This window comes from Roseovarius sp. MBR-154 (assembly GCF_053628595.1).
The window spans coordinates 19981-35826 of the sequence record NZ_JBRJGR010000006.1 but is presented as its reverse complement, the minus strand read 5'-3'; the positions used below and the strand labels follow the sequence as shown (position 1 = coordinate 35826).

At 65.9% G+C, this 15846-nt stretch carries 15 protein-coding genes; 13 read left to right on the top strand and 2 right to left on the bottom strand.

Annotated elements, in window-relative coordinates; genetic code table 11:
• Positions 1–120 precede the first annotated feature (120 nt).
• The 4 genes from ACSSV4_RS09700 (at position 121) to lepA (ending at position 4328) form a co-directional block, all read left to right on the top strand.
• On the top strand, positions 121–1149 hold the full coding sequence (locus tag ACSSV4_RS09700; protein ID WP_454274942.1) for a DMT family transporter: 1029 nt from the start codon (positions 121–123) through the stop codon (positions 1147–1149).
• On the top strand, positions 1146–2051 hold the full coding sequence (locus ACSSV4_RS09695) for a DMT family transporter (protein WP_454274941.1): 906 nt from the start codon (positions 1146–1148) through the stop codon (positions 2049–2051). The genes ACSSV4_RS09700 and ACSSV4_RS09695 overlap by 4 nt, the downstream gene beginning before the upstream one ends.
• Before the next feature lie 103 nt (positions 2052–2154).
• Entirely contained in the window at positions 2155–2421 is a 267-nt protein-coding gene (locus ACSSV4_RS09690; protein WP_454274940.1) for a glucose-6-phosphate isomerase, read from the top strand.
• A gap of 107 nt (positions 2422–2528) precedes the next feature.
• On the top strand, positions 2529–4328 hold the full coding sequence (lepA, locus tag ACSSV4_RS09685) for a translation elongation factor 4 (RefSeq protein WP_454274939.1): 1800 nt from the start codon (positions 2529–2531) through the stop codon (positions 4326–4328).
• 18 nt (positions 4329–4346) lie between these two features.
• Here the strand turns inward: lepA and ACSSV4_RS09680 are convergent, their stop codons facing one another.
• Both ACSSV4_RS09680 and ACSSV4_RS09675 read right to left on the bottom strand, forming a co-directional pair.
• Positions 4347–4508, bottom strand: a complete 162-nt coding sequence (locus ACSSV4_RS09680) for a hypothetical protein (protein ID WP_454274938.1) — start codon at positions 4506–4508, stop codon at positions 4347–4349.
• A gap of 75 nt (positions 4509–4583) precedes the next feature.
• Entirely contained in the window at positions 4584–4931 is a 348-nt protein-coding gene (locus ACSSV4_RS09675) for an REP-associated tyrosine transposase (protein WP_454274937.1), read from the bottom strand.
• A 197-nt stretch (positions 4932–5128) separates the two neighbouring features.
• On the opposite strand from ACSSV4_RS09675, the gene ACSSV4_RS09670 reads away from it, so the two are divergent.
• The 9 genes from ACSSV4_RS09670 (at position 5129) to recN (ending at position 15733) form a co-directional block, all read left to right on the top strand.
• Positions 5129–5641 (top strand): alkylphosphonate utilization protein, encoded by a 513-nt coding sequence (locus ACSSV4_RS09670; protein ID WP_454274936.1) that lies wholly within the window; start codon positions 5129–5131, stop codon positions 5639–5641.
• Between the two features lie 379 nt (positions 5642–6020).
• Positions 6021–6965 (top strand): UDP-N-acetylmuramate dehydrogenase, encoded by a 945-nt coding sequence (gene murB, locus ACSSV4_RS09665; RefSeq protein WP_454274935.1) that lies wholly within the window; start codon positions 6021–6023, stop codon positions 6963–6965.
• A 94-nt stretch (positions 6966–7059) separates the two neighbouring features.
• Positions 7060–7938 (top strand): D-alanine--D-alanine ligase, encoded by an 879-nt coding sequence (locus tag ACSSV4_RS09660; RefSeq protein WP_454274934.1) that lies wholly within the window; start codon positions 7060–7062, stop codon positions 7936–7938.
• A complete protein-coding gene (locus ACSSV4_RS09655) occupies positions 7926–8795 on the top strand; it encodes a cell division protein FtsQ/DivIB (protein WP_454274933.1) in 870 nt (289 codons plus the stop codon). Before ACSSV4_RS09660 ends, ACSSV4_RS09655 begins: the two co-directional genes overlap by 13 nt.
• A 2-nt stretch (positions 8796–8797) precedes the next feature.
• A complete protein-coding gene (gene ftsA / locus ACSSV4_RS09650) occupies positions 8798–10132 on the top strand; it encodes a cell division protein FtsA (RefSeq protein ID WP_454274932.1) in 1335 nt (444 codons plus the stop codon).
• A 174-nt stretch (positions 10133–10306) separates the two neighbouring features.
• Complete coding sequence (gene ftsZ / locus ACSSV4_RS09645; protein WP_454274931.1) at positions 10307–11908, top strand: cell division protein FtsZ; 1602 nt, start codon at positions 10307–10309, stop codon at positions 11906–11908.
• Between the two features lie 250 nt (positions 11909–12158).
• Positions 12159–13079: a UDP-3-O-acyl-N-acetylglucosamine deacetylase gene (gene lpxC / locus ACSSV4_RS09640; RefSeq protein ID WP_454274930.1), complete on the top strand. Its 921-nt coding sequence runs from the start codon at positions 12159–12161 to the stop codon at positions 13077–13079.
• Positions 13080–13195: 116 nt separating this feature from the next.
• Positions 13196–14044, top strand: coding sequence for an outer membrane protein assembly factor BamD (locus tag ACSSV4_RS09635; protein ID WP_454274929.1), 849 nt, complete (start codon positions 13196–13198; stop codon positions 14042–14044).
• Positions 14045–14083: 39 nt separating this feature from the next.
• A complete protein-coding gene (gene recN / locus ACSSV4_RS09630; protein WP_454274928.1) occupies positions 14084–15733 on the top strand; it encodes a DNA repair protein RecN in 1650 nt (549 codons plus the stop codon).
• The last annotated feature ends 113 nt before the right edge of the window (positions 15734–15846 follow it).

Genomic DNA, 15846 nt, shown 5'->3' with positions numbered 1-15846 from the left:
CACCGCCTGCGGGGTTTTTCTGGTTTTGTCGCTATCGGACATGAAAGTCGCAATCGGCTCCTGTAGCCCGAGCATAGTGGCCTCCGTGCCCACCCCCGACAGACCAATGAAAGACCGCTTATGGCGATGTTGTCCGCGCATCCCGCCCCGGTGCCGTCCCGCGCGCTTCAGGGCATTCTCTGTGTCGAGATCGGCATGCTGCTCTTTGTCGGGCAGGATGCGATGATGAAATCGCTGCTTGCGATTTACCCGGTCTGGATGCTGATCTTTGTCCGTTCCGTGGTGACGGTGCTGGTTCTGACGCCGCTGATCCTCTGGCTGGGTGCTCCGCACCGGCTGCTGACCCCGCTCTGGCCACTACACATGGCGCGCGCTTTCCTTTTCGCCTCCGGCTTCTCGATGTTCTACGCCGCGTTCCCGTTCATGGGGCTGGCCGAGGTCTCGACCATCTTCTTCTCGGCCCCGCTGATCACCGCGCTCTTCGCGGCGCTGTTTCTGGGTGAGACCATCGGCCTGCACCGGACGGCGGCGCTGGTGGTCGGCTTTGTTGGCGTTCTGATCGCGATGAACCCGGCGGGCGAGAATTTCTCATGGGTCGCGATCCTGCCGTTCTTCTGCGCCGTCACCTACGCGCTGTCGCAGATCATTGCCCGCCGCATCGGCGAGCGGGAAAGCACGCTCACGGTCGGGCTCTACACGCTCAGCTTTGCCGGGCTGATGATCCTGCCGATGGGCTGGGCCGTGTCGCATCTGCTCCCCCTCGGCCCAGAAACCCACCACCTGCGGTGGGACATGTCGGTGGCTAGCGCGGGCGCGCTGCCTCAACTGGCGCTCCTGGGCCTTGTCGGCATGGCCGGCTACATGCTGCTGTCGCGCGCCTATCAGATCGCCAATGCCTCGCTGATCGCCCCGTTCGACTATACCTACCTGCCCTTTGCCGCCGTGATGGCCTACCTGCTCTGGGATGAGCGCCCGGCGCTGAGCACGCTGGCGGGCATGACGCTGATCATCGGCGCGGGGCTTTACCTCGGCTGGCGCGAATTGCGCGCGGCGCGCCGCAGCGACGATACGCCCTACACCGCCGAGGCGATCTTTGCCCCCGGCAGCGCGCTGCCCGCGCAAATCCCTGAGGATGAGGCCCTCAAGTGACACTCGCCGTCCCCCTGCCCGAGCGCGACCTGCGCGGCTATGTGCTGGTATTCTTCGCGGGCGTGCTATGGTCCACGGTGGGCCTCGGCATCCGCCTGATCGACGACGCGCAAGTCTGGCAAATCCTGTTCTACCGCTCGATCTCGATGAGCCTGCTGCTCTTCATCGTGATCCGCCTGCGCACCGGCAAGAACCCGATCACCCTTGCCCTGCGCATGGGCTGGCCGGGGGTGATCGGCGGGCTGTCGCTGGTCGCGGCCTATACGGGGGGCATCTATTCCGTACAGACCACCTCGGTCGCCAACGCGATGATGCTCTTTGCCTCGGCCCCGCTGATGGCCGCCATTCTCGGTCGCCTGATCCTGCGCGAGAGCGTGCGCCCCGCCACATGGGTGGCCATCGCCGTGGCCAGCATCGGCATCGCGATCATGGTCTGGGACAAATCCTCGGGCGCGGCGCTCAAGGGCAATCTCGCCGCCATCGGCTCGGCGCTTGGCTTTGCCTGCTTCACCATCACGCTGCGGTGGGGCAAGGCCACCGAGATGATGCCGGCGGTGTTTCTCTCGGGTCTCTTCGCGATTGTCATCATGGGGGCGATCTGCCTCGCGCTCGGGCTCGGCTTCGCGCTCTCGCCCAATGATACCGGAATTTCCCTTGGCATGGGGGTGTTTCAGGTCGGCGCGGGGCTCATCCTCTACACCATCGGGTCGAAAACCGTGCCCGCCGCCGAATTGACGCTGCTATCGCTGGCCGAGGTGGTGCTGGGCCCGGTCTGGGTCTGGCTGGTGCTGGGCGAGACCGCGACGCCCAACACGCTGATCGGCGGGGCGGTGCTGCTGACGGCCATCGCAGGCAACGCACTTTCTGGCGCAAGGCGCAGACCGCCGCCACCGATGGTCTGACCCCGCCTGTCGGCAATCCCTTGCCGAGGCGCGTTTTTGCCCGGGAATGAATCGCCCTATCCTGCGTTAACGCAACGTGAACAACGACAGGAAGGACACCATCATGACACGCAGCCTGATCCTTGCCAGCATCACCAGCCTGACCCTCGCGGGATGCATCGACACCACGGACAACCGCGAAATGACCGGCGCCGCGCTCGGCGCGGGCGCGGGGCTGCTCGGGGCGGCGGCGTTCGACGCCGATGCCGGCTGGACCGTGCTCTCGACCCTCGCGGGTGCCGCCGCAGGCACGCTCGTCGCGCGCAACACCCGCACCAACCAATGCGCGTATTCGAACGGCGACGGCACCTATCGCAGCGTACCCTGTTGATCGGGCGGCCGGGCCGGGGCGCCTTGGTGCCGCCAATCCACAGGTACGCGCTTCGGGGCCGCAATCCACCTTGACCAACCCCCCATTCCCATACATATGCGAGAGCCATGACACCGCTCTCGCACATCCGCAATTTCTCCATCGTGGCGCATATCGACCACGGTAAATCCACCCTTGCCGACCGGCTGATCCAGATGACGGACACGGTCGCCGAACGGGACATGAAAGAGCAGTTGCTCGACAGCATGGATATCGAGCGCGAGCGCGGCATCACCATCAAGGCCAACACGGTGCGCATCGACTACAGCGCGCTGGACGGCCAGCAATATGTGCTCAACCTGATCGACACGCCCGGCCATGTGGATTTCTCCTACGAGGTCAGCCGCTCGATGCGCGCGGTCGAGGGCTCGCTTCTGGTGGTCGACAGCACGCAAGGCGTCGAGGCGCAGACGCTGGCCAATGTCTATCAGGCCATCGACGCGGGTCACGAGCTTGTGCCGGTGCTCAACAAGATCGACCTGCCCGCCTCCGATCTCGACCGGGTGGCGGAACAGATCGAAGAGGTGATCGGCATCGACGCGAGCGGTGCGATCCCGGTCTCGGCCAAGACGGGCCAGGGCATCCGCGAGGTGCTGGAGGCGATCATCGCCCACCTGCCGCCGCCCGCAGGCGACCGCGACGCCCCCCTCAAGGCGATGCTGGTGGACAGCAAATACGATCTCTATCTCGGTGTCGTGGTGCTGGTGCGGATCATGGACGGCGTGATGAAAAAGGGCGACCGCATCCGCATGATGCAGACCGGCGCCACCTACAATGTCGAACGCATCGGCGTCTTTCGCCCCGCCATGACCGTGGTCGAGGAGCTTGGACCGGGCGAGATCGGCTTCATCACCGCCTCGATCAAGCAGGTCCGCGACACAAGGGTGGGTGACACGATCACCCATGTAAAACGCCCTTGCGACAAGGCTCTTCCCGGCTTCAAGCCCTCGGTGCCGGTGGTGTTCTGCGGCCTCTTTCCGGTCGATTCTGCGCAATTCGAGGATCTGCGCGACGCGATCGAGAAACTGGCGCTGAACGACGCCTCCTTCAGCTACGAGATGGAAAGCTCCGCCGCATTGGGCTTCGGATTCCGCTGCGGCTTTCTGGGGCTCCTGCACCTCGAGGTGATCCGCGACCGGGTCGAGCGCGAGTATGATATCGAGCTGATCACCACCGCGCCTTCGGTGGTCTATCACCTCTTCATGAAGGATGGCGAGCAGCGCGAGTTGCACAACCCCGCCGACATGCCCGACCCCAGCCATGTCGATCACATCGAGGAGCCGCGCATCAAGGCGACGATCCTGGTGCCCGACGAATATCTCGGCGACGTGCTCAAACTCTGCCAGGACCGGCGCGGCATCCAGCTTGATATGACCTATGCCGGGGCCCGCGCGATGGTGGTCTACGACCTGCCCTTGAACGAGGTGGTGTTCGACTTCTACGACCGGCTGAAATCGGTGACCAAGGGCTATGCCTCCTTCGACTACCAGCTCGAAGGCTACCGCGAGGACAATCTCGTGAAGATGTCCATCCTCGTCAATGACGAGCCGGTCGACGCGCTGTCGATGATGGTCCACCGCGACCGCGCCGAACAGCGCGGGCGGGCGATGTGCGAGAAACTCAAGGACCTGATCCCCCGCCACATGTTCAAAATCCCCATTCAGGCGGCCATCGGCGGCAAGGTCATCGCGCGCGAGACCCTCTCGGCGCTTCGCAAGGACGTGACGGCGAAATGCTATGGCGGCGATGCGACCCGGAAAAAGAAGCTGCTGGAGAAACAAAAGGCCGGCAAGAAGAAGATGCGCCAGTTCGGCCGGGTGGAGATCCCGCAAGAGGCGTTCATCTCGGCGTTGAAGATGGATGATTAAGCCACGGGGCGCGCAAGGTCAAACGCCCGCGCGCCTGTCTGACGGCATCAGAAAATCCATCTCGCCCCGATACCGCACATCGCGATGCACCGAGGAATAGAGCCAATCCTGTGGTGCCGCGACCAGCCCGTGCTTCAGCGGTTTGAGCCAGCAATAGCGCACATGCCTCTGGAAATCCACCTCGTCACGCAGATGATGTTCCCAGAACCGGCGCTGCCAGATACCCGCATCACCCTTGCGCAGCTTGCTTGGCGATCACCGTAGGGTGGGATTCCATCCCTCCCCGTGCGCTGACCGTTGCGCCATGGTGGGGTTGAACCCCACCCTACACCCGTCGCGCAAACTTCGGGTAAAGCGTGACTTGATGGCACCCCAGCGGGTCGAGAAATCCGCATCCCCCGGCGGCAATGTCCAGACCGCGTGCAGATGGTCCGGCAGAACCACCCAGGCGTCTATGGCAAAGGGTCGCTCAGCCTGTGTCATCTGCACCGCCGCGCGCAATCGCACGACCTCATCGACCAGAAGGCTTCCGCCACGCTGCGCGAGGGCCACGGAAAAGAAGACACGTGCGCCAGGCACCTTGGGTCTGCGATACATCGACATGTCAGGACCATATCGGAGCACAAGTTAAGAAGGACTGAACGATATCTCGGCGATGCAGGTGTCGGGTAGAACTCCATCCCACCCATTGCACCAATGCAAGATATCAACCCGACACTCCTCCATGCGACACCCCTTCCCCCGCCACCGCATTGCGCCTATAGCCAGGTCAACCGCCCCCTATCCCGGAGCCCTCCCCCATGACCTGTGCGCTTTGCTCTGCCGATGCCCCGCTGACCGACACCCCCGTGACCGGCGGCCCGGACGGGGCGAGTGCCGCGCTCTGCGCCACCTGCGCCGGGCAGGTCACCGGAACGCCCGACCCCGATCACTGGCGCTGTCTTGCTGCCGCGATGTGGTCCGAGGATGCCGCCGCGCAGGTCCTCGCCGCGCGCATGCTGGCCCGCCTTTCGGAGCACGACTGGGCGCGCGATCTCTCCGCGCAACTCTGGCTCGATGACGAGACCCGCACCTGGGCCGAGAACATCGCCCGCGACAGCGGCCACCGGGACAGCAACGGCGTGCCGCTGATGCAGGGCGATACCGTGGTGTTGATCAAGGACCTGCCCGTGAAGGGCGCCAGTTTCACCGCCAAGCGCGGCACAGCGGTGCGCGGCATCTCGCTGGTGCCCGACAAACCGGCCCATATCGAAGGCCGCGTCGAGGGCCAGCGCATCGTGATCCTGACGGAGTTCGTCAAGAAGCGCAGCTAGGCCCCTCCCGTCTTCTGTCTTGCATTGCAAGGTGGATGCCAACCCACCATCACCTGCATCCGGGCGCGCCGCAGGGATGGGCGGGCCTCCATCCAGCACGCCCGCCCGCCTCCTATCGCACGCCGATCTGTCACCACGCGGCGGATCTGGTCCGTCGCCCTTGCGGCACCACGTCGTGCGCCCCGGCCCCGTGCGCGCTCGAGGCGGTGTATCTTGTGAAGGATTGCATCCCTGCTGGGAGACATGAATGCAGGTTCCCACACGCGCGCGAACAGGGCCCGCGATGTGACGCGAATGACAAGGGACCGGGCGCCGCAGCGCACCCGGGTCCGCGCGGTCTGGGCTTTACCTTTCGCGCGGTGCCGGGCAAAACCGGCACATGACAGAGTTACCGCAGACCCGGGGCCGGTTGACGCGCGACCGCCCGCTTTCCGATCTGACATGGCTGCGCGTGGGCGGCCCGGCGGAGTGGCTGTTCCAGCCCGCCGATACGGAAGATCTGGCGGCGTTTCTTGCAGCCCTTGCGCCCGACATCCCGGTCTTTCCCATCGGCGTGGGCAGCAATCTGATCGTGCGAGATGGCGGCTTGCGCGGCGTGGTGGTCCGCCTCGGGCGGGGGTTCAACCATATTCTCGTCAATGGTACCCGCGTCACCGCAGGGGCGGCCGCGCTCGATGCGCATGTGGCGCGGCGTGCGGCGGAAGCGGGGGTGGACCTGACCTTCCTGCGCACCATCCCCGGCAGCATCGGCGGCGCGGTACGAATGAACGCAGGCTGCTACGGCGCGTATGTGGCCGATCACCTGATCGAGGCACGGGCGGTGACGCGCGAGGGCGCATACCTGACCCTCACCCCGCAGGATCTGAACTTCGCCTATCGCCATAGCGACCTGCCCGCGGGCTGCGTGATCACCGAGGCCACGTTCGAGGGGCAGTCCGGCGCGCCCGAGGCGCTACTCGCCCGGATGGAAGAGCAACTCGCCCGCCGCGACGCCACGCAACCCACCAAGGACCGCAGCGCGGGCAGCACCTTTCGCAACCCCGCCGGGTTTTCCTCGACCGGTCGCGCAGATGACGTCCATGACCTCAAGGCCTGGAAGGTGATCGACGAGGCCGGCTTGCGCGGCGCGCGGCGCGGCGGCGCGCAGATGAGCGAGAAGCACCCCAATTTCCTGATCAATACCGGCGGGGCAAGCGCCGCTGATCTCGAAGGTCTGGGCGAGGAGGTGCGAAAAAGGGTTTTCCAAAACAGCGGAATAGCGTTACAGTGGGAAATCATGAGGGTCGGTGAACCGGCCCCGGGCGAAAGCCTACAGGCAGACTAAAGAAAACGATAACCGAGGCCGTCTGAAACGGCCCGATATATTGAGGCACACGGTGGTTGGTTCGAGCAGAACAGCCTCCAGAATTGCGGTGATCATGGGTGGCCCCTCGGCGGAACGCGAGGTGTCGCTGTCGACAGGTCGCGAATGCGCCGCCGCATTGAGGGAGGCATGGTTTGAAGTGGTCGAGGTCGATGCAGGCCGCGATCTTTCCGCACGCCTGTCCGAAATCTCCCCCGATGTCGTCTTCAATGCTCTGCATGGCCGCTGGGGCGAGGATGGCTGCGTGCAGGGCCTGCTGGAATGGTTGCGCCTGCCCTATACCCATTCGGGCGTTCTGGCCTCGTCGCTAGCGATGGACAAGGAGCGCACCAAATCCGCCTATCGCGCCGCCGGGCTGCCGGTGGTGGATAGCGTACTCGCTCCGCGCGACGAGGTGCGGACGCGTCACGTGATGGTGCCGCCCTATGTGGTCAAGCCCAACAACGAGGGCTCGTCCGTCGGTGTCTATCTGGTGCAGGAGGCCGCCAACGGCCCGCCGCAGCTGTCGGATGACATGCCCGAGACGGTGATGGTCGAGGCCTATGCGCCGGGGCGCGAGTTGACCACCACGGTGATGGGGGATCGCGCGCTGACGGTGACGGACATCCTGACAGATGGCTGGTATGACTACGACGCAAAATACAAACCCGGCGGGTCGCGCCACGTGGTGCCCGCCGAGGTCCCGCAAGAGATTTTCGACGCCTGCATGGACTATGCCCTGCGCGCGCATGACGCGCTCGGCTGTCGCGGGCTCAGCCGGACGGATTTCCGCTGGGACGAGGCGCGAGGCCTGAACGGGCTGATCCTGCTGGAGACCAACACGCAGCCGGGCATGACGCCGACCTCGCTCAGCCCGGAACAGGCGCAGGTGGTGGGAATTTCCTTCCCCGAGCTGTGCCGCTGGATGGTGGAGGATGCTTCATGCGACAGGTAATTCCCCGCGTCGATCCCGCCCCCTCGCGGCTCAGCTACCGGGTGCAGCGCCTGATGCTGACGCCGCTTTATCGCAGGCTCATTCGCTTTGGCCTGCCGGTGCTGCTGCTGGCCGGGGCGGTGGCGATCTATCTGTCGGATGAAGGGCGGCGCGTGGCGATTGTGGATCAGGCCGCCGAGATCCGCCGCCAGATCGAGACGCGCCCTGAATTCATGGTGCGCCTGATGGCGATCGACGGGGCGAGCGAGAGCGTGCAGGCGGATATCCACGAGATCTTCCCCTACGACCTGCCCGCCAGTTCCTTTGACCTCGACCTGCCCGCGATCCGCACCATGCTCGAGGAGTTGCCCGCCGTGGCGCAGGCCACGGTGCGCATCCGGCAGGGCGGCGTCTTGGCGGTCGGGATCACCGAGCGTCAGCCGGTCGCGCTCTGGCGGACGCGCGACGGGATCGAGGTGGTCGACATCGAGGGCGAGAGCATCGCCAGCGTCGCCACCCGCGCCGCCCGCCCCGGTCTGCCGGTGATAACCGGCGATGGGGCACCTGCGCATGTGGCGCAGGCGCTGGAGCTGTTGCAGGCGGCGCGCCCGCTCGGGCAGGACATTCGCGGTCTGGTGCGGATGGGCGAGCGGCGGTGGGATCTGGTCTTGCATGACGGCAAGCGCATTCTGCTGCCGGAAGCGGATCCGGTGCGCGCATTGGAGCGGGTGAGCGTGCTCAGCGCCGCACATGACATGCTCGAGCGCGACCTCGTTGCCATAGACATGCGGATCGGCGCGCGTCCAACGGTCCGGCTGAGCGACTATGCCACCGAGGAATGGTGGCGGATAACGAGCATGACATCAGGGACGGATTGAAGATGATCGAGCTTTACGAATCCCAAAGGGCAATGCGCGCGATGCGCAAGGCGGCCTTGCAGCGGGGTGTGGTGGCGGTGCTGGATGTGGGCACCTCCAAGATCGCCTGTCTGGTGCTGCGGTTCGACGGCACCGGCAGCCTTGGCGAGGCCGAGGAGATCGGGCGCATGGCCGGACAGGCCGGGTTCCGGGTGATCGGCGCCGCAACCACCCGCTCGCGCGGGGTGCGCTTTGGCGAGATCGACGCCATGGTCGAGACCGAACGTGCCATCCGCACCGCCGTGCAGGCGGCGCAGAAGATGGCCAATATCCGGGTCGATCACGTGATCGCCTGTTTCTCCGGTGCCGAGCCGCGCAGCTACGGGCTTGCCGGTCAGGTCGAGCTTGAGGGTCATACTGTCAGCGAGCAGGATATCAGCCGCGTGCTGAGCGCCTGTGATGTCCCCGATTACGGCGACGGGCGTGAGGTGCTGCACGCGCAGCCGGTGAATTTCGCTCTCGATCACCGCACCGGGCTGATTGATCCGCGCGGACAGATGGGTCAGGTACTCTCGACCGACATGCATATGCTCACCGTGGACGGAGCCGCGATCCAGAACCTCGCGCATTGCGTCAAGCGCTGTGACCTCGAACTCGCAGGTGTGGCAAGCTCGGCCTATGTGTCGGGCGTCGCGGCCCTTGTCGAGGACGAACAGGAACTTGGCGCGGCCTGTATCGACCTTGGCGGCGGCACGGCCGGGGTGTCGATCTTCATCAAGAAACACATGATCTACGCCGACAGCGTGCGGATGGGGGGCAACCACGTCACCAGTGACATTTCCATGGGACTGCAGGTGCCGCAGGCTACCGCCGAGCGGATCAAGACCTTTTATGGCGGCGTCGTGGCCACCGGCATGGACGACCGCGAGATGATCGAAATCGGCGGCGATACCGGCGATTACGAGCATGACCGCAGGCGGGTCAGCCGCGCCGAACTGATCGGCATCATGCGACCCCGGGTCGAGGAGATCCTCGAGGAGGTGCGTGCCCGGCTCGACGCGGCGGGCTTTGATCATCTGCCCAGCCAACAGATCGTGCTCACCGGCGGCGGCAGCCAGATCCCCGGGCTCGACGGGCTGGCGAGCAAGATTCTGGGACAGCAGGTACGGCTGGGACGGCCGCTGCGGGTGCACGGCCTGCCGCAGGCGGCGACCGGCGCGGGCTTTGCCAGCGCCGTGGGCATGTGCCTTTTTGCGGCCAACCCGCAGGACGAATGGTGGGATTTCGAAATTCCGGTGGATCGCTACCCGGCGCGCTCGCTCAGGCGGGCGGTCAAGTGGTTCAAGGATAACTGGTAACCCCTATATCTGGCGTTATCGGCGAAATCCCGCGAAAACGGCAAGAAAAATGGCCATATTTGGTGGTCAAAAGCTGTTTTTTTGGTGACGGTTGGGGTATCCATCGGTAAGAATGGACCCAATCAGGCGGAAATCGGCCCGAAAACGTGGCCATAACGACAGGCGGACACAGCGATGACACTCAACCTTTCAATGCCCGGACATGACGAGCTGAAGCCCCGGATCACCGTGTTCGGTGTCGGCGGGGCGGGTGGCAATGCCGTGAACAACATGATCGAGAAAGAGCTCGATGGTGTGGATTTCGTGGTGGCCAATACCGACGCGCAGGCGCTGAGCCAGTCGAACGCGGAACACCGCGTGCAACTTGGCGTGAAGGTGACTGAGGGTCTGGGCGCCGGTGCCCGGGCCTCGGTCGGCGCTGCCGCCGCCGAAGAAAGCATCGAGCAGATCGTCGATCATCTGGCGGGCGCGCATATGTGCTTCATCACCGCCGGCATGGGCGGCGGCACCGGCACCGGGGCGGCCCCGATCATCGCGCAGGCTGCGCGCGAACTCGGTGTGCTGACCGTCGGCGTTGTGACCAAGCCCTTCCAGTTCGAAGGGGCCAAGCGGATGCGCCAGGCCGAGGAAGGGGTCGAGGCCCTGCAGAAGATGGTCGACACCTTGATCATCATCCCCAACCAGAACCTGTTCCGGCTGGCCAACGAAAAGACCACCTTCACCGAGGCGTTCAGCCTTGCCGATGACGTGCTTTATCAGGGCGTCAAGGGCGTGACCGACCTGATGGTGCGCCCCGGTCTCATCAACCTCGATTTCGCCGATGTGCGCGCCGTGATGGACGAGATGGGCAAGGCGATGATGGGCACCGGCGAGGATAGCGGCGAGGATCGCGCCATTCAGGCTGCCGAGAAGGCGATAGCAAACCCGCTGCTGGATGAGATCAGCCTGCGTGGCGCCAAGGGCGTGCTCATCAACATCACCGGCGGGCATGACCTGACGCTCTTCGAGTTGGACGAAGCCGCCAACCGTATCCGCGAGGAAGTGGACCCGGATGCCAATATCATCGTCGGCTCCACGCTCGATCCGTCGATGGAAGGCTCCATGCGCGTCAGCGTCGTGGCCACCGGCATCGACGCGGCCGAGCCGCTCGAGACGCCGCTGCCGCGCCGCTCGCTGGCACAGCCACTCAAGCAGCCCGAGGCCGTCGAGGTCGAAACACCGGCTGTCGCGGACGCATCGGTCGCCGCCCGCCGCGAGGAGCCGGAGCCGTCGCTGTTCGAAGAGGTCGACGCACAGCGCGCTGCCGCCGAGGAGCAGATGGAGGACATCTTCGAGGAGGATGATGCCGGTCTGCCGCCGCCCGCCTATCAGCCGCGCACCGAGGAGTTCGCCCCCGCCGCGCATGGCTCCATGGAGCCTGAAGATGAGGCCGAGAGCTTTGTCGCGCCCCGCGCGCCTGCGCCCGGCACCCCCTCGCCCGAGGCGATGCAACGCCTGCAGGCCGCTGTGGGCAGAGCCGCGTCGCAGCACCAACAGCCGCGCAGCGGGGCTCCTGCCGCCCAGAAACCGGCCGCGGGCGAAGAACGCCACCAGCGCTTCGGGATCAACTCGCTGATCAATCGGATGACCGGCCACAGCGCCGCCCCGGATGCCCCGCGCCCCGCGCGGCAGCAGCCGCAGGTGCAGTCCTCGCCCACGCAGCAGGCCGCACCGCGCGCGCAGGACGAGGACGAGCAGATCGAGATTCCGGCCTTCCTGCGCCGTCAGGCAAACTGACAAACCTGCCTCGAAACACGTCATGAAAGGCCGCCGTCAGGCGGCCTTTTGCGGTGCGTCGGCAGCAGTCGCCGGTCGCGCGCGGGCATCGTCACCGCGCGATGTTTCAATCGGTTGCAAAGATTGAATTGAGCGGACGCGGGTCCCGACGTACAAGCGCGGAAACCGCCGCGATATGTCCTGCTCCCAAAGGGGAGGGCATGCCCGGATCCGGTGCGAATGAAGCGACTGGCCGCGCTCGGGGGTGACCGTGCAGAGAACGATCAAATTTCCGTTGATCTTCGAAGGGGTCGGGCTGCATGGCGGCAGGCAGGCCCGCATGGTTCTGCGGCCTGCCGCGCCGGGCACCGGCATCTTGTTCCGCCGCACCGATCCCGGCACCGCCGCAAGCGTCATCCCCGCCCTCTGGCACCGGGTTGCCCCCTCGGCGCTCTGTACGCGGCTGACCAATGCTGAGGGCGCGTCGGTCAGCACCGTCGAGCATCTGATGGCCGCCCTTGCGGGCTGCGGCATTCACAATGTCATGGTTGATATCGACGGGCCCGAACTGCCGATCCTCGATGGCAGCGCCACGCCCTTCGTCGAAAAGATCCTGGCCGCCGGAACGCAAGTCAGCGCCGAACCGCTGCGGGTTATGCGGCTGCGTCGACCCGTTCATGTGGCGCGCGGCGAGGCCCGCGCCAGCCTGTCCCCCGCCCCGACCCTGCGCATCGAATTCGACATCGCCTTTGCGGATACGGCGATCGGCGTTCAGCGCAAGTCGCTCGACATGTCCAATGGCAGTTTCGTGCGCGAATTGTCGAATTGCCGCACCTTCTGCCGCCGGGCCGATATCAGCACGATGCATGCGAACGGGCTTGCGCTTGGCGGGTCTTTTGACAATGCGGTGGTGGTCGATGACGACCGGGTGCTGACACCGGGCGGGCTGCGCCACTGGGACGAGGCGGTGCGCCACAAGATGCTGGACGCAATGGGCGATCTGGGCCTCGCCGGGGTCGCGATCCTGGGCCATTACCGGGGCCATCTCGCGGGCCATGCGCTGACGGCCGCCTTGCTGCGCGCGGTTTTCGCCGACCCCTCCAACTACGAGATCGCGACCTGCGACAGCCGCACTGCGGCCGGGCTGCCGGGCGCGGGCCTCTATTCCGAAAGCCTTGCCCGCGCAGCCTGATGTCCCGGCCCGTAAAATGCGGCAAAGGCGTTTTGCACCGCGAATTTCTGTGCTAGGAGCAGGGTCACATGCGGGGCCTGCCCCCCGCCCGGACGAAACCTGGAGAATGAACGCGCATGAGTGAGGGCAAGCCCCGGGCCAGACTGATCGGCGCCGCCGTCGCGGTGCTGGCACTGGTCGGCTGCGGCGACCGCGAAAGCGTCGAGCGTGGCACGGTGAATTACGAGAATTACACCGCGCAGCAGATTTTCGAGCGCGCAGAGTATGATCTGGCGCAGAACGATCCCGATCTCGCCGCCCAGAGCTTTGCCGAGGTCGAGCGGCTCTATCCCTATTCCGATCTCGCCAAGCGGGCGGTGATCATGCAGGCCTTTGCCCATCATCAGGACCGCGATTACGAACAGAGCCGCTCCGCCGCACAGCGCTTCATCGACTTCTACCCCACCGATGAGGACGCCGCCTATGCGCAATACCTGCTGGCGCTGAGCTATTACGATCAGATCGACGAGGTCGGGCGCGATCAGGGGCTGACCTTTCAGGCGCTGCAATCCCTGCGCGAGGTGATCGAGCGCTATCCTGACAGCGAATACGCCAATGCCGCGATCCTGAAATTCGACCTTGCCTTCGATCATCTTGCCTCCAAGGAGATGGAGATCGGCCGCTACTACCTCAAGCGCGACAACTTCGCGGCGGCGATCAACCGGTTCCGCGTCGTGGTCGAGGATTTCCAGACCACCACCCACACCGCCGAAGCGCTGCACCGGCTGGTCGAGTCGTACCTCTCGCTCGGCCTGGTTGACGAGGCGCGCACCGCCGGGGCCATCCTGGGCTACAACTTCCGTGGCACGGAGTGGTACGAGGACAGCTACAAGCTCCTGACCGGGCGCGGGCTGACGCTGGAGGCGGCGGGCGACAATTGGCTGCGGCAGGTCTATCGCCAGACCATTCAGGGCCGCTGGCTATAAGGGATGGCGGGGTGAAACCCCGCCCTACGGGTTCACTGCATGCTCTGTGCGCTTGAAATCCGCGACATTCTGATCATCGACCGGCTGGAATTGAATTTCCGGCCGGGTCTCAACGTGCTGACTGGCGAGACCGGCGCGGGCAAGTCGATCCTGCTCGACAGTCTCGGTTTCGTGCTGGGCTGGCGCGGGCGCGCCGATCTGGTGCGCGCCGGGGCCGAGCGCGGCGAGGTGGTGGCGGTTTTCGATCTCGGCCAGGGCCATCCGGCACGCGCGGTGCTGGAGGAGGCGGGCTTTCCCGACAGCGACGAGCTGATCCTGCGGCGCGTCAACACCGCCGACGGGCGCAAGACCGCCTGGGTCAACGACCGGCGCGCCTCGGGCGAGGTGTTGCGGCGGCTGTCGGCGGTGCTCGTCGAACTGCATGGCCAGCAGGACGATCGCGGCCTGCTCGACCCGAAGGGACATCGCGCGATCCTCGATGCCTATGGCGATCTCGGGGCGCAGCGCGACGCCTTGCGTGCGGCATGGGGCGCGCGGTCGAAGGCGCGCAAGGCATTGGACGACGCCGAGGCGGCACTCGACAAGATGCGCACCGAGGAGGATTTCCTGCGCCATGCCGTGGCCGAACTCGACGCGCTCGATCCGCAGCCGGGCGAGGAGGAAGAGCTCGATATCCGCCGACGGCTGATGCAGGGGGCCGAGCGCATTCGCGAGGATATCGCCCGCGCGGCAACGCTGATCGGGTCGGACGGGGCGGAAGGCGCGGCAGGTGATGCGCTGCGCTGGCTCGACGGGGTCTCGGATCAGGCCGAAGGGGCGCTTGACGCCCCGCTCGCCGCGCTTAACCGCGCGCTCGTGGAGCTGGACGAGGCCGGGCGCGGGGTGGAGCGCGCGCTCGAGGCGATGAGCTTCGATCCACTGGAACTGGAACAGGCCGAGGAGCGGCTCTTCGCGATCCGGGCGCTGGCGCGCAAGCACGGGGTGCAGCCCGACGATCTTGGTGGCTTTGCCGACAACCTGCGCGGCCAGATCGCGGCCCTTGATGCGGGCGATGCGGATCTTGAAACCCTGCGCGCGGCGCTCGAGGAGGCCGACCGCGCCTATGAGACCGGGGCCGAGGCATTGAGTGCCGCCCGCCACGCGGCCGCGCAGGCGCTCGACCGCGCGGTCATGGCGGAACTGGCCCCGCTCAAGATGGAGCGCGCGGTTTTTACCACCGCGATCCGCTTGGTCGAGCCGGGGCCATCGGGCCGCGACGAGGTGACCTTTACCGTCGCAACCAATCCCGGCGCACCGGCGGGACCGCTCAACAAGATCGCCTCTGGTGGGGAGTTGAGCCGCTTCCTGCTGGCGCTGAAGGTCTGTCTTGCGGGCACCGACAGCGGCCTGACGATGATCTTCGACGAGATCGACCGCGGGGTCGGCGGGGCCACGGCGGATGCCGTGGGTCGGCGTCTGGCGCAGCTAGCCGAGAACGGCCAGGTGCTGGTGGTCACGCATTCGCCGCAAGTGGCCGCGCGTGGAGCGCATCACTGGCGGGTCGAAAAGCGCGTGCAGGCGGAGATGACCCTGTCCACCGTGACCGCGATGGACGGGCCGGAGCGGCTGGACGAGATCGCCCGGATGCTCTCGGGCGACCGTATCACCGAAGAGGCCCGGCTGGCGGCGCGGGCGCTGATGCAAGGCTAGGCGCAGCGATCTGTCCGGCCTTTTCCGCCGTTCAACGTCACGTGGCAGGGTGGGTGAAACCCAAGGTGCAGCGAAATGGCGACTGGCCATAAACACGGGGTCCGCCCCCCGAC